Here is an 18716-nt window from a genome sequence, read left to right on the forward strand (position 1 = left end):
CATTTTGGAACTTACCAACGACGACGCGCTCCCGCCTGTTCCCGCGCGCTCGTCACGAGCGAGGAGGTGGGCGGTGGCCACGAGTGCACGGCCGTTCTGGATCTACTGGACCGCGAGCACGACGAGCGGCATCGGCACCGCCGTCACCGCCGTCGCGCTGCCCCTCGCGGCGGTGACCGTGCTCGACGCCGGCCCCGTCGAGACAGGGCTGCTCGCCGCCTCGTCGTACCTGGCGTGGGTGGTGCTGGGCCTGCCCGCGGGCGCCATCGTGCACCGGTTGCCGTTGCGCGCGACGCAGGTGGTCGCCGACCTCGTGCGGGCGGCGGCGATCCTCACCGTGCCGATCGCCTGGCTGCTCGGGTCGCTCTCGCTCGGCCACCTCGTGCTCACCGCCCTCGCCGTCAACGTGGCCGAGGTCTTCTACTTCACGGCCAACACGACCTTCCTCCCCTCCGTCGTGCCGAGGCACGAGCTGACGAGCCGCAACAGCCTGGTCTCGGGCACGCAGGCCGCGACCCAGCTGGGCGGGCCGTCGGCGGCGGGCCTGCTCGTGCAGGCGGTGGGGGCCGTGCCCGCCCTGCTCGTCGACGTCGTCTCCTACCTCGCCTCGGCGATGCTGCTCAGGCGGCTGCCCGAGCGGCGCGAGCCGGCCCCGCCCGCCGGTGCACCCCGCGCCGGCATGGGCGCCATGATCGCCGAGGGCTGGCGGTTCGTCGTCCGCCACCCGGTGATGGCGCCGGCGACCTGGTGGGCCTGCGTCATCAACCTCGTCTGCGGAGTCCAGGCCGGCCTGTTCGCCGTCTACCTCGTGCGCGACCTCGAGGCGCCGCCCGCCATGGTCGGGGTGCTGCTCGCCGCCGACGGCGTGGGCTCACTGCTCGCCGCGGCGGCCACGCCCTGGCTCGTGCGCCGGTTCGGCTCGGCGCGGGTGCTGCTCGTCGACGGACTCGTCGCGTTCGCCGGCGCCGCGCTGATCCCGCTCGGCGCGGGGCCGGCCGGCTGGCTCTGCTTCGCGATCGGCACCCTCGTGTTCGGCGCCGCCGTCGTTCCCGGCAGCGTCGTGACGCGCACCTACCGGCAGGTCGCGAGCCCGCCCGAGCTGCTCTCGCGCGTCATGGCGACCGTGCGCTTCGTCTCCTGGAGCATGATCCCGGTGGGCGCCGTCGCCGCGGGGCTCCTCGCCGCGCAGCTCGGCAGTGCGACCGTGCTGCTCGGCTCGGCGTTCCTGCTGCTCCTCGGCCCCATGATCCTGTGGTTCAGCCCGGTCCGCCGGCTGCGCGACCTCGACGACTACGACGAGGGACGGCGCAGCGGATCCTCGAAGAAGTCGAGCAGCAGGCGCGCGGACGCCTCGGCCTCCACGCCCGCGTAGACCTCGACGCGGTGGTTGAGCCGCCGGTCGCGCAGCACGTCGTAGAGCGAGCCGGCCGCGCCCGCCTTCTCGTCCCACGCGCCGAAGACGACGGTCGGCACCCGTGCGGCGAGGATCGCACCGGCGCACATGACGCACGGCTCGAGCGTGACGACGAGCGTGCAGCCCTCGAGCCGCCAGTCGCCGGTCGCCTCGGCCGCACGGCGCAGCGCGAGCACCTCGGCGTGCGCGGTGGGGTCGCCGGTCAGCTCGCGCTCGTTGCGGCTCGCGGCGATGACGCGCCCCTCGGCGTCCACGACGACGGCGCCGACGGGCACGTCGCGGGTGGCGGGCGCCAGGGCGGCCTCGCCGAGGGCGAGTCGCATCCACTCGCGATGGGTCGCCGGCCCCGCAGCATCCACGCCGTGCTCCCCTCGCCGACCCCTGACAGATCACGACCCCTGCAAACTAGAATCGAGCCTATGCGAGTCCACGTTGCCGATCACCCGCTCATCACCCACAAACTGACGGTGCTCCGCGACGTGAACACCCCGTCGCCCGTCTTCCGCTCGCTCGTCGAAGAGCTGATGACCCTCCTCGCCTACGAGGGCACGCGCAACGTCCGCGTCGAGCCCGTCGACATCGAGACGCCCATCGCACCGACGACCGGCGTGCGCATCGCCGAGCCGAAGCCGCTCGTGGTGCCGATCCTGCGCGCGGGCCTCGGCATGCTCGAGGGCATGGTCAAGCTCGTGCCGACGGCCGAGGTCGGGTTCCTCGGCATGGCGCGCAATGAAGAGACCCTCGAGCCCACCACCTACGCCGAGCGCCTGCCCGACGACCTCTCGGGGCGCCAGTGCTTCGTGCTCGACCCGATGCTCGCCACGGGCGGCTCGCTCGCCGCGGCGATGGAGTACCTCTTCCAGCGCGGCGCCGACGACGTGACCGCGATCTGCATCCTCGCCACGCCCGAGGGCCTCGAGGCCGTCGAGAAGGCCATGCACGGCCGCGAGGTGACCATCGTGCTCGGCGCCGTCGACGAGCGCCTCAACGAGCACGGCTTCATCGTGCCCGGGCTCGGCGACGCGGGCGACCGCCTCTACGGCACGGTATAAGGGCGCCTCGAGGCATCCGCTTCGCAGAATCTTCGCCTCTCGACACGCCGAGGCGCAGTTCGACTGCGGAAGATTTTCGAGATTCGCGTCTGATCGCAGAATCTTTCACGCGAGGCATCCGGCTGTCTGAATCCTCCGGATGCCTCGCGCTGACGCGCACCCACTGCGACGTCACACCCCGTCATCCGAGGGACATGAATTGACACATGCTCGACCGTCGGATTTACTCGCACCCATGACTGACAACGCACGCACCCTGACCGCCCTCGGCGCTCTCAGGACGAACGACATGATGATGTCGTCGCGTGCACCCATGTGTTGTCGAATGTGCCGCTGACCGCGACCCCTCCGCCGAGTCACGCAGCCGATCAGCATCCCGATCGGCACGGGCTCCACTGAACCCACCGGATCCCGGGGGTTCGCCAGGCCGTTCGGCCGTTCGTTCCGACCCCGCAGACCGGGGTCTCTTGCAGCACCCTCCGACACAAGGACTCACGTCATGTCTCTCGCTCTCGCTCCCGTCCGCACCGCTCCCGTCCGTCCCGTCCAGGCCCGCACCGCACCGTCGCTGTCGGCCGCCCCCTCGGCCGCTCCGCTCCGTTCGCTCTCGAACGCGGCCGCCGCCGACCTCGCCCCCGCCGCGCAGGCCGCTCCCGCCGCGCCCCGCGTCCGCGCCGTGCCCGAGGGCACCGAGGCGCGCGGCTTCGTGCTCTACGTCGGCATCGACGAGGCGAAGGCCGCCGAGGACGGCACCACGCTCCACCGCATCGTCGAGGCGCTCCGCGCGCTGACGGCCGAGGTCTCGCCCTCGTCCGAGACCTACGCCGCCGTCGCACTGGCGCCCGAGGGCGCCGGCGGCCGCGACGTCGACGTCGTGCGCCTCGCCCTGCAGGACCCGTCGGCCCTCGCCAAGCAGCGCGACGGCCAGGGCGCCCGCAACGACGCCGACCGCCACCCCAACGGCGTCATCATCGACATCTCGCGCAAGCGGGTGCTGCTCGACGGCGAGGCGGCCGGCCTCACCTACAAGGAGTTCGAGCTGCTCCAGTACCTCGTGCTGCGCGAGGGCCGCACGATCGACCGCCACGAGCTCATCGAGAGCCTGTGGGACGCCGACGACGAGGCGCCGAGCGAGCGCACGATCGACGTGCACGTGCGCCGCCTGCGCTCGAAGCTCGCGCACTACCAGGACATCGTGCGCACCGTGCGCGGCGTCGGCTACCGCTTCGACCGCCACGCCGACGTCTCGATCCGCCAGGCCTCGACGCCCTCCCCCGACCTGTACTGAGCGGCTTCCCGTCTCCCGACGTCACCACCCGGCGAGCACCGTAGTCTGACGGGATGACCGTTCCGTCACCCGCGCAGTCCGCCGCCCCCGCGCCTCCCCGCGAGCACTCGGGCCTCGGCATCGCGGCGCTCGTGTGCGCCGTCGTCGTTCCGCTCGTCGGCGTCGTGCTCGGCCTCGTCGCCCTCGTGCGAGACGCGAAGGCGCCCGGCAGGTCGCGACTGCTCCCGATTCTGGCGGTCTCGATCGGCGCGGCGATGACGCTCGTCTGGATCGCCGTGCTCGCGCTCCTCGCGTTCTTCGCGTGGATGGCGCGCGAGGTCATGTGCGGTGAACTGGCCTCCGGCTGCGTCGGCGGCGGCCCGTTCTGACGCCGGATCTCGAGGCACGAGAAAAATCACGAAACGATAACTAGCGCCTGTTACCGATCCGTTATATATTCGGAAGTGCGCCGAACGTTTGCTGTGGCGGACGGCGCGGAATGTGATTGCAGGACACTCTTGGTGCAAGGGAGAGGGCCGGTCGTCAGCCTCTACGACCGGCCCTCAACCGTTTCCTCCGCCGATTCCCTAATGTTGGATGAGTCGACGACGAAGGGAGCCCCGATGGCCGAACGCGCACTCACGGTCGCTGCATGGGAGGCGCTCTTCCGCACCCAGGTGACGACCATGCGCGAGCTCGCGGCGGAGTTCCCCACCGAGCTCATGTCGCTGAACGAGTACGACGTGCTCTTCAACATCTCGCGCGCGCCCGGCCGCAGGCTCCGGCTGAAGGAGCTCAACCGCAACTCGCTGATCACGCAGCCGAGCATCAGCCGGCTCATCGACCGGCTCACCGCGCGCGGCCTCGTGGTGAAGGAGCCCGACCCCGACGACGGTCGCGGCACGATCGTCGGCATCACCGACGTCGGCTTCGCCCTGTTCCGTCGCGTCGCCATCCAGCACATGGACGCCATCCACCGGCGTTTCGGCGCCTCCCTGTCGGAGGAGGAGCTGCACACCCTCGCTGATCTCAGCGTCCGAGCGCGCCCCGAGTCCGCGCGCGACTGAGGCCGGGCGGGGCGCCGATCCGCGCCGATCCGGGCCGTCCGCCGGGGTCGGCGCGGACACTGGACGAATCCGCTCGCGCCGCAGTACTGTCGGCTCAGGAGCGAGCGCCTTGCAGCTCCAGAGGTGAGTTCCAGTCCAATCCTGTGGGGGGATTCCATGGACATCTTGCTCGTGATTCTGCAGGCCGCCGTCGTCATCGGGGCGATCGTGCTCGGCGTCCGGACCGGCGGCCTCGGCCTCGGCCTCTGGGGCGTCGTCGGCACCGTGATCCTGGTGTTCGTCTTCCAGCTCCCACCGGGGTCGATCCCGGTCGACGCCTTCTTCATCATCATCGCGGTGATCACGGCGTCGTCGGCGATGCAGGCGGCGGGCGGCATCGACTACCTGGTCTCGATCGCCTCGAAGATCATCCAGCGCAATCCGAAGCGGCTCACCTACGTCGCCCCGATCGTCGCGTTCGTGTTCACGGTGCTCTCGGGCACCTCGAACATCTTCTTCGCCCTCATCCCGGTGATCTACGAGACCGCCTACCGCAACGGGCAGCGACCCGAGCGCGCACTGGCCTCCTCGACCGTGACCTCGGGGCTCGGCATCACGGCCAGCCCGGTCTCGGCGGCGATGGCCGCCTACCTCGTGCTGATGGACGGCACGGGCTACGGGCTCCCGCAGATCCTGCTGATCACCATCCCCGCGGCGATCGTCGCGTGCATCGTCACCTCGATCGTGCAGCAGCGCGTCGGCAAGGACCTCCTCGACGACCCCGAGTTCCTGAAGCGCGTCAAGGCGGGCACCGTCGAGGTCCCCCTGGCGCTCAAGGCCCGCTACGAGGCCAAGGTCGGCGGCGGCAGCGCCGGCGGCACCGCCACGGCCGTGAAGACCGGCGGTTCGGATGCCTCGGCCGACGTGAAGCCCGTGCGCATCGAGCACCCCGTGCCGCCGGGCGGCGCGGTCTCCGCGTGGATCTTCGTCACCGGCACGCTCCTCATCGTGCTGCTCGGGCTGTTCCCGGGCCTCCGCCCGGCGTTCCCCGACGAGGAGGGCGAGCTCGTGCCGATCGGCATGTCGACCGTGATCGAGATGATCATGTTCACGGTCGCGCTGGTCATCATCCTCGTGCGCAAGGTGAAGCCGTCGGCGGTGGTGGAGCAGCCGCTCCTGAAGGCCGGCTTCGTCGCGGCGGTGGCGCTCTTCGGTATCGCCTGGATGGCCGACACCTTCATCTCCGCGAACGAGGAGACCATCATCGAACCGCTCGGCGCGATGATCGAGGCCAACCCGCTGCTGCTGGCCGTCGCCCTCTTCGTCGTCTGCGGTCTCACCACGAGCCAGTCGGCGACGACGAACACGATGATCCCGATCGCGCTCGCGGCCGGACTCGCCCCGGGCATCATCACGGCGATGTGGCCGTCGCTCATCGGCGTCTGGCTGTTCCCGGCCAACGGCTCGCAGATCGCCGCGGTCGAGACCGACCTGACCGGCTCGACGAAGCTGACCCAGGTGCCAGTCTGGCACTCCTTCACGATCCCGATGCTCGTGTCGTGGGTCGCCGTCGTGGGCGCCGGCCTCCTGCTCCAGCTCGTCGTGCCCGCCTGATCCCCGGGCGTCGCCCGGCGCACGCCGGGCGGCGCACGCGACCGTCTCGCCGCCACGGCGAGCGCGAACCGACCGTCCATCCATCCGTCCATCCGAGGAGGAACCCATGAACGACCCCGGAAGCGTCTCGTCCGCTGCCGCAGCACTCATGCCCGAGGTGATCGAGCGCCTCGAGGGCCTCGTGCGCATCCCGTCGATCGCCTTCCCGGGATTCGACCCCGAGCCGGTGCACAAGATGGGCGAGGCCGTGGTCGAGCTCTTCGAGGCGGCCGGGGCCGAGGGGGTCCGCCTCCTCGACGTGCCCGGCGGGTACCCGTGCGTCTACGCCGACCTCCCCGGCCCCGAGGGGTCGCCGACGGTCCTGCTCTACGCCCACTACGACGTGCAGCCCGCGCCCGACAGCCAGGGCTGGTCGAGCAGCCCCTTCGAGCCCGTCACGAAGGACGACGGCCGCATCTACGGTCGCGGCGCCGCCGACGACAAGTCGGGCCTCGTCATCCACTACGGCACGCTGAAGCTCATCGGGCCCGATCGCCCGTGCCGCATCAAGATCCTCGTCGAGGGCGAGGAGGAGACGATCTCGCACCTCGAGGACTTCGTCGAGGCCAACCCCGAGCTGTTCGCGGCCGACGCCTACGTCATCGGCGACATCGGCCCGCAGCAGGTCGGCCGTCCGGGTCTCACCACGGCGCTCCGCGGCGACGTCGCCTGCACCGTCACGGTGCGCACCCTCGCGAACCCCGTGCACTCGGGCATGTTCGGCGGCGCGGCGCCCGATGCGATGACGGCGATGATCCGCATCCTCGACACCCTCCACGACGAGCACGGCGACACGGTCATCCCCGGGGTCGACAGCTCCGCGTGGAGCGGCGCCGACATGGACGAGGCCGTGTACCGCGAGGGATCGGCCATCCTGCCGGGCGTCGAGTTCCTCGGCACCGGTTCGCTCTCCGACCGCATCTGGGCGAAGCCCTCGGTGACGGTGCTCGGCATGGACCTGCCGAACACGGCCGAGGCCTCGAACGTGCTGCTGCCGTCGGTCACCGCCAAGCTCTCGATGCGCATCGTCCCGGGCTCCGACGGCGACGCGCAGCTCGAGGCGCTCATGTCGCACCTGCGGTCGCAGCGGCCGTGGAACTGCGAGGTCGAGGTCGAGAAGGTCAAGGTGGGTCACGCGTTCGCGGTGGATGCCTCGCACCCGGCCATCGTCGCCGCGTCGTCGGCGCTCGAGGCGGCCTACGGCGCGCCGGTCGAGAACATCGGCAGCGGCGCGTCGATCCCGCTCGTGGCGTCGCTCCAGAAGGTCTCCCCCGACTCGGCGATCATCCTGTGGGGCGCGGAGGACACGGCGCAGTCGCGGATCCACGCGTCGGACGAGTCGGTCGACCCGGGCGAGATCGAGCGGATGATCGCGGCGCAGACGCTCTTCATCCGCGGCGTCGCGGACAACGCCTGAGGCACGGCGGAGTCGCATGGCCGAGAGCGAGGTGCCCGTGCCCGCTGCGTCGAGCAGCGAGAAGCGGATGACCGTGCTGCAGGCGACCTTCATCGGGGTCGGCTCGATGGTGGGCGCGGGCATCTTCGCCCTGCTCGGGGCGGCCGGGGCGGTCGCCGGGTCGGCGGTCTGGCTGTCCTTCCTGATCGCCGGCATCATCGCCGCGCTCCAGGGGTACTCGTTCGCGAAGCTCGGGGCGAAGTACCCCTCGGGCGGCGGCATCCTCACCTACCTCTCGCGCGGGCTCGGCGAGGGGCACCTCACCGGCATCGGCTCGTGGCTCTTCTTCACCGCCGGCTCGATCGTCGTCGCGATGATCGCGACGTCGTTCGGCGGCTACGCGAGCTCGGTCGTCGCGGGCGGCGACCCGGTGTGGGCGAAGGTGCTCGCCGTCGCGCTCATCGTGGTGATGTCGGTGCTGAACACGGTCGGGGCGACGGCCGTCGCCCGCGTGCAGTCGGTGATCGTGATCATCGTGCTCGGCATCCTCGTGGTCTTCGCCGCGGTGACGCTCGCGAACCTCGACCCCTCGCTGCTCGCGCCGTCGGGCTACCCCGGCGCGAGGGAGATCATCTCGAGCGTCGCCCTGACGTTCTTCGCCTTCCTCGGCTTCGGCGTCATCACGTTCACGGCCAAGGACCTGCCGAACCCGTCGAGGCAGCTGCCCCGCGCCATCTACCTCGCGCTCGCCATCGCGACGGCGATCTACGTCGCGGTGGCGCTCGGCGTCTTCGGCACCCTGACCGCGGAGCAGGTCGTCGACTACGGCACCACCGCGCTCGCCGAGGCCGCGAAGCCCGCGCTCGGGCAGGCCGGGTACGTGCTCATGGTGATCACGGCGCTCTTCTCGACGACGGGCGCCGTGAACGCCGGGCTCTACCCCTCGATCGGCATGACCCAGCACCTCGCCTCGGTCGGGCAGTTCCCGCCGATGTTCGGTCGCTCGGTCGGGCGGTTCCCGGTCGGCCTCATCGTGATGGCGGTGCTCGCGACGGTGCTGGTGCTCGGCTTCGACCTCAACAAGATCGCCTCGATCGGCAGCGCGGTCGCGCTGCTGGTCTTCTCCGCGGTGACGATCGCGCACTTCCGCCTCTACCGCGAGACGGGGGCGAGCGTCGTGATGCTGGTCATCGCCCTCGTCGCGACCCTCGGCACCTTCGTCATCTTCTGCACGACCACGCTCGTCTCCGAGCCGGCGACCGCGTTCGCCCTCGTCGCGATCATCGTCCTGGCGGTCGTGATCGACTTCGCCTGGAAGGCCGGGGCGAAGGCCCGCACCGAGCGAGCGGAGCCGCGCGCCTGATGCCGCAGGCCCGAGCGGCGGGCGGCCGCCGAGCGCGTGACGATGGGGTGGGAACCCTACCTCCCACCCCATCGCGGTCTCCTGGGGAGACCCTCTCGCCGAGCGACCCGAACTGAGCTCGGCGAGCCTGACCCGAGCGATCGATAGGGACATTCCGATCGCTCGGCCGTCGAGGCATGACCGGCCGGTCCGGTCGGGTCGGACTCGGGTTGTGCTCGAAATGGTAATCCCGCGTCGGTCGCTGCGCACCGCCCCCAACAGGGGGTGATTCCGCACCGGCACGCCGAACGGCCGGTGATCCTCCGATCACCGGCCGTTCGGTTCACCGGTCGTCGCCCGGGTCAGGGCCAGTCGACGGATGCCTCGTAGTCGTCGTGCCTGCGGAGGTAGGCGGCGATGAACGGGCATTCGGGGACGATGCGCTCGCCCCGCGCCACGGCGTCGTCGAGCACGAACTTCGCCAGCCGGCTGCCGAGGCCGCGGCCCTCGTACTCTGGCTTGATGACGGTGTGGGTGAACACCACCCTGCCGGGCTCGAGGCGGTACTGGGCGAATCCGGCGCGCGCTCCGTCGACGACGAGCTGGTAGCGGTGGCGCTCGTCGAGTCGCGTGATCTCGACGGTGCCGGTGTCGCCGGTCACTGCTCGACCGGCTCGACGCGCTCGGTCACGGGCGACTCGGGGCCCGAGGCATCCCCGTGCTCGACCGCGATCTTGCGCGGCTTCGCCTTCTCGCTGACGGGGATGGTGACGCTCAGCACGCCGTTGGTGTAGCTCGCCGAGATGCGCTCGGTGTCGACGCCCTGGCCGAGGTTCAGCTGTCGCAGGAACGAGGCGGCCTCGCGCTCGCGGGTGATCCACTTCACGCCGTCGCCGGCGGCGAGGGTTCGCTCAGCCCGGATCGTGAGCAACTGGCCGTCCACGTCGATGTCGACGGAACCGGGGTCGATGCCCGGAAGGTCGGCGGTGAGCACGTAGTGGTCGCCGTCGCGGTAGAGATCCATCGGCATGCGGCGCGGCCCGCGGCGGGGCTCGAACAGCGCGGACGCGACTCGGTCGAGGTCGCGGAACGGGTCGTAGGCGGTGGCCATCTTTCCTCCTGATCGGTGACATTGAGTCGTCTCGACTCAACTCTCTACCGAACATAACGCCGAGCACGTCGGAGGATTCCGGTTCGCCGTGCGCCGACAGCGAACGAGGGCGCGAGTGGTGGTGGTGCGCGGACGTCGTCGCGACGAGCGCGATGAGCCAGGCGAACACGAGCGCGAAGGCGATGATCTCGAAGACGGTCAGGCTGAACCAGCCGAGGGCGTCGTACCCCGCCATCGCCACGAGCTCGAGCGCCAGCGCGGCGTACGAGAAGACGAGGAGGCGGCGGGGCATCCGCCTGGCGTACCAGGGCGCGCCGACGCAGAGGAGCATGAACGCGACCGCTGCGCCGAGGGCGAAGGCGTTGTGGAGGTCGGTCTCGCGGTCGATCGGCACCGTGCCGACGCCCATGAGCCCGAATCCGACGAGCCCGATGAACACCCGCATCGTCGTGCGCGCCCCGCGGCGGATGGCGAACGCGCCCGTCGCGAGCGCCCGCGTGAGCGCGCCGGACAGCCCCGCCATGCCCGCGCCCGAGACGACCACGGCGACGTTGAAGCAGGCGGCGGCGAGGTCGTTCGACGTGCCGAGCGTGCTGAAGTTGTGCGCCCACCAGTCGCCCGTCGGCGTGAGGCTCATGCTCGCGAGGCTGCCCGCAGCCAGCAGCATCGCGACGAGGTTGAAGCTGCGGTAGGCCTCGTGGTCGAGTGCATGCCGGTGCAGTCGGTACGTGCCGAAGCCGAAGGCGGCCCCGAGCAGGCAGCCGATGGCGCGATGCCCGCCGGGCAGGGGCTCGAACGCCGCCGCCGTGAAGTGCACGGCGAGGAGGGCGAGCGCCGCCCATGCGAGCCCGTTGGCGGCCGCGCGCGGCCCCGGTGCGAGGCCGGGCAGGCGGAGGTGCGCGATCGAGGCGAGGCCGGCGTGCGAGGCCGAGACGGCCAGCAGCGCGGCGCACACCGCCGCGCCGCCGGCGAGCGCGGGGATGAGCCCGACGACGTCGAGGGCGCTCGCGGGGTCGAGGGCCGCGGGCGCGAACACGCCGGCGAGCACGATCGAGATCGCGACGGCGATGAGGGCCGCGTAGAGGCGGCGCACGAGCGAGACGAGGCGGCCCGGATGACTCGCGGCGAGCGCCTCGGGCGCGATGACGGGCCGACCATGCCCCCCACGGCCGGCTGCGACCGGGTGCACCACGCGCAACCGCGATGCGAGCCCCAGGTCGAATGAGGCGGGGGCCACCCCCGCGCACACACCCCTCATCGTCGACCTTCGATCAACGGGAATCACGCCTGGGACCGAGCCTAGCGAGGGCCTCCGCGCCCTGTCATCTCGCGGATGGCATCGCTGCCATGATGCGCAGCGCATTCACAGGCGGCCTCGCGCTCGGCGAAGGCCGCCGCGACCGCCCCGGAAACGACGAAGGCGGCCCGCATGATGCGGACCGCCTTCTTCCGTGCGCCCGGAGGGACTCGAACCCCCAACCTTCTGATCCGTAGTCAGATGCTCTATCCATTGAGCTACGGGCGCATGGCTCGTCGCCTGCCGCATCATCTGCGATCAGGCAACCACGTAACTCTAACGCACGGTTCGCGTTCGCGCCAATCGAGCGCCTCACCCGCCCGCGTGCTCGGGTCGCTGGGCATCGAGCGCGGCGAGCTGGCGGCGGTTGGCGACCTGCCGGTAGGAGGTCTCGATGAGCTCGGCGAGCAGCTCCCAGTCGGCGTCGGGCCCGTCGAGGTCGGTCGCGACCCAGCGGGCGCGGTCGTAGTACGGCGGCCCGAAGAACCGGTCGTCCTGCACGAGGGCGAGGTGCTCGTCCGGGTCGGTCTTCACGACGATCGAGAGGGGCCGCTCCATGCTCGCGGAGACGTGCACGAAGATCGGCTTCGCCGCGCGGAACGTCGGCCGGCCCCACGCCTCGACCTCGACCGCCTCGGGCAGCTCGAGGCAGATCGCCCGCACGCGCTCGACGAGCGGGTGCGCGGGGTCGACCACGCGGGGGTGCTCCATGGGCGACACCCTACCGACGGCGGCCGACACCCTCCACCGCGCCCGGCCGAACGGCGCTCCCGCCGTCGCCTCCTCAGCCCTTGACCGCTCCCCCGAGCCCGGCGCCGCGCAGGAACAGGCGCTGGAACACGAGGAACAGCGCGACCGGGATGAGCGTCGAGATCGCGAGCGCGGCCAGGAACACGTCGAGCTCGGTCTGCGACTGCACCGCGGGAAGCCGCACCGACAGCGGCTGCACCGCCGGATCGGGCAGCACGAGCAGCGGCCACAGGAAGTCCTTCCAGGCGGCGATGACGGCGAAGACCGAGACGACGCCGAGGATGGGCTTCGACATCGGCAGCACGATCGACCAGAACACCCGGAACGGCCCTGCGCCGTCGGTGCGGGCGGCCTCGAACACCTCGCGGGGCAGCCCGTCGAAGAACCGCTTCACGAGCAGGATGTTGAACGCGTTCGCGGCCGCGGGCAGCCACACGGCCCAGTAGGTGTTGAGGAGCGAGGTGTCGATCAGCGGCGGGTGCAGGATCGTGAGATAGAGCGGCACGAGCAGCACGACGGCGGGGATGAACAGCGTCGCGAGCACGAGCGCGTTCAGCACCGGCGCGTACTTCGGCCGGAGGATCGACAGCGCGTACCCGGCCGTCGTCGCGATCAGCAGCTGGAAGAACCACGATCCGGCCGCGACCCAGATCGTGTTCAGGAAGTACTGGTCGATGTGGATGTCGTTCCACGCCTGCTCGAGGTTGGCCCAGTCGAGGCCGTTCGGCCAGAGCGCGAACGGCTGGGCGAGCGTGTCCTGCGTGGGGGTGACCGCGGCCTTGGCGAGCCACAGGAGCGGACCGAGCCCCGCGACGACGAGCCCGACGAAGAGGAACACGTGGATCGCGCCCATCGAGGCGCGGACGCCGCCGCGCCGCCGCTCGTGCTCGGAGACGATGCCGCGGTCCCCCTGGTCGTCCCGTCCCTCCTGCCGGCGTCGCGTCATCCGCGACAGCCGCGCACGGAGGGTGATCGAGTCCGCCGTCGTGGCGGGGGCGGTGCCCTGCGCGGTGGTCAATTCGTGCTCCAACGGTCGGTCAGCTTGAAGTAGAGCCAGCTCAGGAGGCCCAGGAAGACGGCGAGCATGAGGCTGAGGGCCGTGGCCTCCCCGTAGTCGCCGCCGAGGCTGTTCTGGAAGGCGTAGCGGTAGATCAGCAGCAGCACGGTGAGCGTCGAGTTGTTCGGCCCGCCGCCCGTGAACAGGTACGGCTCCAGGAAGACCTGGGCGGTGCCGATGACCTGCAGGATCAGCATGATGAAGAGGATGCCGCGCAGTTGCGGCAGCGTGACGTGCCAGATCTTGCGCCAGATCCCCGCGCCGTCGACCTCGGCGGCGTCGTAGAGCTCGGGCGGCACGGCGATGAGCGCCGCGAGGTAGATGATGATCGACCCGCCTGCGGCGGCCCAGGTCGCCTCGATGACGAGCGAGGGCATCGCGGTCGCCGACGACTGCAGCCACGGCTGCGGGGGGATGCCGACCCAGCCGAGCATGGTGTTGAAGACCCCGTCGGGGCTCGCGTTGTAGAACACCTTCCAGAGCAGCACCGCGACGACGGGCGGCACGACGACGGGCAGGTAGGCGAGGGCGCTGTACAGGCCCTTGCCGCGGCGGACCTCGCTCATGAGCACCGCCATGAGGATCGGCAGCGGGAACCCGAACACGAGCGCGAGGCCGGCGAAGTACAGGGTGTTGAGCACCGCGGTGCCGAGGTTCGGGTCGCTGAGCACGCGCGCGAAGTTGTCGAGCCCGACCCAGACCGGCGGCGTGATCAGGTTCGTCTTCTGGAAGCTCATGACGACCGCCTGCGCGATCGGCCCCCAGCTGAAGACCCCGAACACGACGAGCATGGGCGCGAGGAACGCGAGGTTCCAGAGGCCGCCGCCGCGCACCCAGGTCGCGGGGGTGCGGCGGCGGCGCGGCCGCAGCTCGGCTCGAGGGGCGGCGGGATGCCGCGGCGGGGTCTCCGCCGCGGCATCCCGATCGATCACGGTCGTCACTGGTCGAGCAGGGCCTGCGCGTCGACGTCGACCTGCTTCAGCAGCGCGTCGATGTCGGCGTTCTCATCGGTCAGCACGGCCTGCACGAGGTTGTCCATGAGGGCGTAGATCGGCTGCGTCTGCCCCTTGAACTCGCCCACGGGCGTCTGCTCGAAGATGCCCTCGGTGAAGCCCGTCATCTGGTCGAGCGGGACGTTGACGTAGGGGGCGATCCACTCCTGCGACTCGAGGTAGGTCTCCTTGTCGAGCACCGGCAGCACCGGCGTGCCGACGGCCTGGTCCGACTCCGAGAGGGCCTTGGCATCGGCGACGGCCGCGTCCTCGTCGAGCAGCTTCTGCATGTAGTACCAGTCGATCCACTCGACCGCCGCGGCCTTCGTCTCGTCGTCGAGGGTCGGCGGCATGACGGCGATGTCGCCGCCGCCGAGCACGCCGCCGCCGTTCTCCGTGGGGATCACGGTGAGGCCGTAGATGTCGGGGCTCATGCCGAAGTCGCGCACGAGCGCCGTGTACACGTCGGAGCCCGAGGTGTACATGCCGAGGTTGCCCGCGGCGAACTCCTGGTTGATCGAGCCCCAGTCGAGGTCGAAGGTCGCCCCCATCGAGTCGTCCTCCCAGCGGAGGTCGTGCAGGTACTCGAGCGTCGCCTTCGTGGCGTCGTTGTCGATCGTCGAGGTGTAGCTGCCGTCGTCGTTCGCCTCCTGCAGCGACGCACCGCGCGAGTCGGCCTGCACCGAGAGCTGCCAGCCGCCGGTGTTGCCGGCCGCCATCGTCGCGTACCCGGCCTTGCCGGTCTTCTCGGCGATGGTCTTCGCGGCCGCGCGCACCTCGTCCCACGTGGTCGGCGGGGTGTCGGGGTCGAGGCCCGCCTGTTCGAACAGGTCGCGGTTGTAGTGCAGGCCGTTGGCGTACGCCTGGCGCGGGAATCCGTAGACCCGGCCGTCGCCGCCGGTGACCTCGTCGAGGATGATCGGGTTGAACTTCTCCGAGTACCCGAGCTCCTTCAGCTCGTCGGTCACGTCCATCAGCTGGCCGTTCTCGAGCAGCGTCTTCGTGTCGGTGAAGGGCACGGTGAAGACGTCGGGCAGGCTGCCGCCGGCGAGCTGGGCGGCGAAGGTCGGGGCCGTCCACTCGTACTCGAGGCCGACGACGTCGATGTCGGGGTTCGCCTCCTCGAACTGCTTCTCCTGTTCGGCGAAGGCGTCGTAGGCGGCCTGGTCGGCGCCCGGCGGGAAGGTGGCGACGCGCAGTTCGAGCTTGCCGTCGTCGCCGCCCGAGTCGGCGCTGCAGGCGGCGAGCGAACCGGCGACCACGAGCGCGGTGAGACCCGCGATCGCGATGCTGCGTGATGACTTCATTGTCCTGTTCCTTTCGGTGCTGTGCTGGGGTGGTGCGGTGGTGCGGTTCAGGGATGCCTCGGCGCCGGCGCGATGCGCAGCCAGGCCGTCGCATCGCTCGGGAGCAGCCCGGCCTCGAGCGGGGCGCTCGCGAGCAGGATGCTCTCGTGGTCGGGCAGGGCGACCGGCGCCGGCCCGAGGTTCGTGATCGCGACGAGGTCGTCGCCGCGGCGGAAGCAGAGCACGTCGGCGCCCGCGTCGATCCAGCTCATGGAGCCGTCGCCCAGGGCGCGCTCGCGCCTGCGCAGGCGCAGCGCCTGCCGGTACAGCCAGAGCATCGACGAGGGGTCGGCCTGCTGGGCCTGCACGGTGAGCGCCGCCCATTCGGCAGGCTGCGGCAGCCATGGAGCCGCCCCGGCGGGGCCGAAGCCGAACGGCGCCGCGGTGCCGCGCCAGGGCAGGGGGACGCGGCAGCCGTCACGGCCGGGGTCGACGCCGCCCGAGCGGAAGTGCATCGGGTCCTCGAGCACCTCGCGCGGCAGCTCGACCTCGGGGAGGCCGAGCTCGTCGCCCTGGTAGAGGTAGAGGGAGCCGGGCAGCGCCGCGCTGAGCAGGGCGGCGGCGCGCGCCCGCCGGGTGCCGAGCGCGAGGTCGGTCGGCGTGCCGAACCGCTTCTTCGCGAACGCGAAGCTCGAGTCGTCGCGGCCGTACCGGGTGACCGGGCGGGTGACGTCGTGGTTCGACAGCACCCAGGTGCTCGGCGCGCCGACGGGCGCGTGGGCGGCGAGCATGAGGTCGATCGACTCGCGCAGCTCGTCGGCCCGCCACGGGCGGGTCATGAAGTCGAAGTTGAACGCGGTGTGCATCTCGTCGGGCCGCAGGTAGGCCGCGAAGCGGGAGGCATCCGGCACCCAGACCTCGCCGACGAGCACGCGCGTGCCCTCGTACGAGTCGGCGATCCGCCGCCACGACCGGTAGACCTCGTGCACCTCGTCGCGGTCCTCGGTGGGATGCTCGCCCGGCCCCGGCTCGGCCGGCACCTCGGGCAGCGCGGCATCCTTGATCAGGAGTCCCGCGGAGTCGATGCGGACGCCCGCGACGCCGCGGTCGAACCAGAACCGCAGGATGTCCTCGTGCTCGGCGCGGACGTCGGGGTGGTTCCAGTTGAGGTCGGGCTGCTCGGGAGTGAAGAGGTGCAGGTACCACTCCCCCGGCGTCCCGTCGGGGTCCACGGTGCGGGTCCACGTGTCGCCCTGGAAGTTCGAGACCCAGTTCGTCGGCATCTCGTCGCCGCCGGGGCCCTTGCCCGGGTGGAACCAGAAGCGCTCGCGCTCGGGGCTGCCGGGGCCGGCGGCGAGCGCCTCCCGGAACCACGGGTGCTCGGAGCTGACGTGGTTCGGGACGACGTCGATGATGGTGCGGATGCCGCGCGCCGCCGCCTCGGCGATGAGCTCCTCCGCGTCGACGAGGGTGCCGAAGGCCGGGTGGATGCCGCGGTAGTCGGCGACGTCGTAGCCGCCGTCGGCGAGGGGCGACGGGTACCACGGGTTGAACCAGAGCGCGTCGACCCCGAGGTCGGCGAGGTAGTCGAGGCGGCTGAGCACGCCGCGCAGGTCGCCCGTGCCGTCGCCGTCGGAGTCGGCGAAGCTGCGCACGTACACCTGGTAGATCACGGCGCTGCGCCACCACAGCGGGTCGCGGGTGAACGCGGTCGGCGTGGTGGCTGGGGTGTCGGTGAGCGGCATGGTCACGCGGTCGCTTCTCCTCGAGTCGGGCGGGCTTCGCGCCGGACCGTGTGAGACGCCGGCGTCGATGCGGCTCAACGTAATGAGAGCAACAGAATGATGCAACTATTCAACAATCAGACATCAGTTTGCGACAGTTTGCGCCGACTTGCGACAGACGCTTGCAGGATCACGCCGCGCGGCGTCCGCGCAGGCGCGATCGACCCGCCCGCCGGCGAAGGCCGGAGGACGGGATGGACGAACCGCCGCTAGACGACCGCCGGCGCCGGAGCCGTCGACGCGCGCACGACGAGCTCGGGTGCGAAGAACACCTCGTCGCCGATCGCCCGCTCGCTCGACATCTGCCGCATGAGCAGCTCGATGATCATCTTGCCCATCGACTCGATGGGCTGCCGCACGGTCGTCAGCGGCGGCTCGGTGCAGTTCATGAGCGCCGAGTCGTCGAAGCCGATCACCGACACGTCCTCTGGCACGCGGAGGCCAGCACGCCGTGCCGCGCGCACCGCGCCGAGCGCCATCGGGTCGCTCGCGCAGACGATGCCGGTGACGCCCGCGGCCAGGAGCTTCGCCGCGGCGGTCTGGCCCGACTCGAGCGAGTAGAACGAGTGGACGACGCGCTCGTCGGGGAGCTCGAGGCCGAGCCTCGCCGCCGTGGCGATCGCCGCGGCGTGCTTGCGCCGCGAGGGCATGTGGTCGCTCGGGCCGAGCAGGATCCCGATGCGCTCGTGACCGAGCTGGGCGAGGTGCCCGAGCGCCTGCTCCATCGACATGGCGTCATCGCACGAGACCGTGGCGAAGTCGAGCCCGGCGATCGGGGCGTTGACCAGCACCGTCGGGAGCTTCAGCTCGCGCAGGCGCTCGTAGTGGTCGTGGTTGACGTCGGCCTGCGCGTACGCCCCGCCCGCGAAGATCACCCCCGAGACCTGCTGGTGCAGCAGGAGCTCGACGTAGTCCGACTCCGAGATGCCGCCCGCGGTCTGGATGCAGAGCACGGGGGTGAAGCCGTTCTGGGCCAGGCCGCCGCCGATCACCTCGGCGAGCGCGGGGAAGATCGGGTTCTGCAGCTCGGGCATCACGAGGCCGACGAGCCGGGCACGCTCGCCGCGGAGCTTCGTCGGGCGCTCGTAGCCGAGCACGTCCAGGGCGGTCAGCACGGCGTCGCGGGTCGAGGGCGAGACCCCCGGCTTGCCGTTGAGCACCCGGCTCACCGTCGCCTCGCTCACTCCGACCTTGCGCGCGACGTCCGCCAGCCTTCTCGACATGGCCGCAATGCTACGCGAGGGGCTGCAAGAACTCGACAATCGGCCG

The 18716-nt window shown here is 71.1% G+C and carries 17 protein-coding genes, 1 tRNA gene and 1 pseudogene; 8 read left to right on the forward strand and 11 right to left on the reverse strand.

Features of this window, described 5'->3' with window-relative positions; all coding sequences use genetic code 11:
* The first annotated feature begins 73 nt into the window (after positions 1-73).
* On the forward strand, positions 74-1372 hold the full coding sequence (locus tag ACFVSL_RS04650; RefSeq protein ID WP_386938902.1) for an MFS transporter: 1299 nt from the start codon (positions 74-76) through the stop codon (positions 1370-1372).
* Here the strand turns inward: ACFVSL_RS04650 and tadA are convergent.
* Positions 1291-1773: a tRNA adenosine(34) deaminase TadA gene (gene tadA, locus ACFVSL_RS04655; RefSeq protein ID WP_386938903.1), complete on the reverse strand. Its 483-nt coding sequence runs from the start codon at positions 1771-1773 to the stop codon at positions 1291-1293. The two genes, ACFVSL_RS04650 and tadA, sit on opposite strands and share 82 nt — an antisense overlap.
* Before the next feature lie 60 nt (positions 1774-1833).
* On the opposite strand from tadA, the gene upp reads away from it, so the two are divergent.
* The 7 genes from upp (at position 1834) to ACFVSL_RS04690 (ending at position 9191) form a co-directional block, all read left to right on the forward strand.
* Positions 1834-2466, forward strand: a complete 633-nt coding sequence (upp, locus tag ACFVSL_RS04660) for a uracil phosphoribosyltransferase (RefSeq protein WP_386938904.1) — start codon at positions 1834-1836, stop codon at positions 2464-2466.
* Between the two features lie 499 nt (positions 2467-2965).
* The gene (locus ACFVSL_RS04665) at positions 2966-3754 is read left to right on the forward strand and encodes a winged helix-turn-helix domain-containing protein (protein WP_386938905.1); all 789 of its coding nucleotides are present in this window, start codon (positions 2966-2968) and stop codon (positions 3752-3754) included.
* A 53-nt stretch (positions 3755-3807) separates the two neighbouring features.
* Positions 3808-4122: a hypothetical protein gene (locus ACFVSL_RS04670; RefSeq protein ID WP_386938907.1), complete on the forward strand. Its 315-nt coding sequence runs from the start codon at positions 3808-3810 to the stop codon at positions 4120-4122.
* Between the two features lie 234 nt (positions 4123-4356).
* Positions 4357-4800: a MarR family winged helix-turn-helix transcriptional regulator gene (locus ACFVSL_RS04675; protein WP_386938908.1), complete on the forward strand. Its 444-nt coding sequence runs from the start codon at positions 4357-4359 to the stop codon at positions 4798-4800.
* Positions 4801-4956: 156 nt separating this feature from the next.
* On the forward strand, positions 4957-6393 hold the full coding sequence (locus ACFVSL_RS04680; RefSeq protein ID WP_386938909.1) for an SLC13 family permease: 1437 nt from the start codon (positions 4957-4959) through the stop codon (positions 6391-6393).
* A 106-nt stretch (positions 6394-6499) separates the two neighbouring features.
* Positions 6500-7849: a M20/M25/M40 family metallo-hydrolase gene (locus ACFVSL_RS04685; RefSeq protein ID WP_386938911.1), complete on the forward strand. Its 1350-nt coding sequence runs from the start codon at positions 6500-6502 to the stop codon at positions 7847-7849.
* Between the two features lie 16 nt (positions 7850-7865).
* Positions 7866-9191, forward strand: coding sequence for an APC family permease (locus tag ACFVSL_RS04690; RefSeq protein ID WP_386938913.1), 1326 nt, complete (start codon positions 7866-7868; stop codon positions 9189-9191).
* A gap of 341 nt (positions 9192-9532) precedes the next feature.
* Here ACFVSL_RS04690 and ACFVSL_RS04695 read toward each other — a convergent pair whose 3' ends face one another.
* The 10 genes and pseudogenes from ACFVSL_RS04695 to ACFVSL_RS04740 form a co-directional block, all read right to left on the reverse strand.
* The gene (locus tag ACFVSL_RS04695; RefSeq protein ID WP_386938914.1) at positions 9533-9832 is read right to left on the reverse strand and encodes a GNAT family N-acetyltransferase; all 300 of its coding nucleotides are present in this window, start codon (positions 9830-9832) and stop codon (positions 9533-9535) included.
* A complete protein-coding gene (locus ACFVSL_RS04700) occupies positions 9829-10281 on the reverse strand; it encodes an Hsp20/alpha crystallin family protein (RefSeq protein ID WP_386938915.1) in 453 nt (150 codons plus the stop codon). The genes ACFVSL_RS04695 and ACFVSL_RS04700 overlap by 4 nt, the downstream gene beginning before the upstream one ends.
* Before the next feature lie 151 nt (positions 10282-10432).
* Positions 10433-11644, reverse strand: a pseudogene (locus ACFVSL_RS04705) (DUF998 domain-containing protein); the annotation flags it as partial.
* A gap of 89 nt (positions 11645-11733) precedes the next feature.
* Positions 11734-11806 (reverse strand) — tRNA-Arg (locus ACFVSL_RS04710).
* An 84-nt stretch (positions 11807-11890) separates the two neighbouring features.
* A complete protein-coding gene (locus ACFVSL_RS04715; protein ID WP_386938916.1) occupies positions 11891-12289 on the reverse strand; it encodes an MmcQ/YjbR family DNA-binding protein in 399 nt (132 codons plus the stop codon).
* A gap of 73 nt (positions 12290-12362) precedes the next feature.
* Entirely contained in the window at positions 12363-13274 is a 912-nt protein-coding gene (locus ACFVSL_RS04720; protein ID WP_386939322.1) for a carbohydrate ABC transporter permease, read from the reverse strand.
* A gap of 68 nt (positions 13275-13342) precedes the next feature.
* Positions 13343-14218 carry a carbohydrate ABC transporter permease gene (locus ACFVSL_RS04725; protein WP_386939324.1) on the reverse strand — a complete coding sequence of 292 codons (876 nt, stop codon included), beginning with the start codon at positions 14216-14218 and terminating at the stop codon, positions 13343-13345.
* Between the two features lie 104 nt (positions 14219-14322).
* On the reverse strand, positions 14323-15684 hold the full coding sequence (locus tag ACFVSL_RS04730; RefSeq protein WP_386938918.1) for an ABC transporter substrate-binding protein: 1362 nt from the start codon (positions 15682-15684) through the stop codon (positions 14323-14325).
* A 47-nt stretch (positions 15685-15731) separates the two neighbouring features.
* Positions 15732-17408, reverse strand: coding sequence for a glycoside hydrolase family 13 protein (locus ACFVSL_RS04735; RefSeq protein ID WP_386939326.1), 1677 nt, complete (start codon positions 17406-17408; stop codon positions 15732-15734).
* A gap of 248 nt (positions 17409-17656) precedes the next feature.
* On the reverse strand, positions 17657-18670 hold the full coding sequence (locus tag ACFVSL_RS04740) for a LacI family DNA-binding transcriptional regulator (protein ID WP_386938919.1): 1014 nt from the start codon (positions 18668-18670) through the stop codon (positions 17657-17659).
* Positions 18671-18716 lie beyond the last annotated feature (46 nt).

Source organism: Agromyces sp. NPDC058064, from assembly GCF_042885275.1.
GTDB lineage: Bacteria > Actinomycetota > Actinomycetes > Actinomycetales > Microbacteriaceae > Agromyces.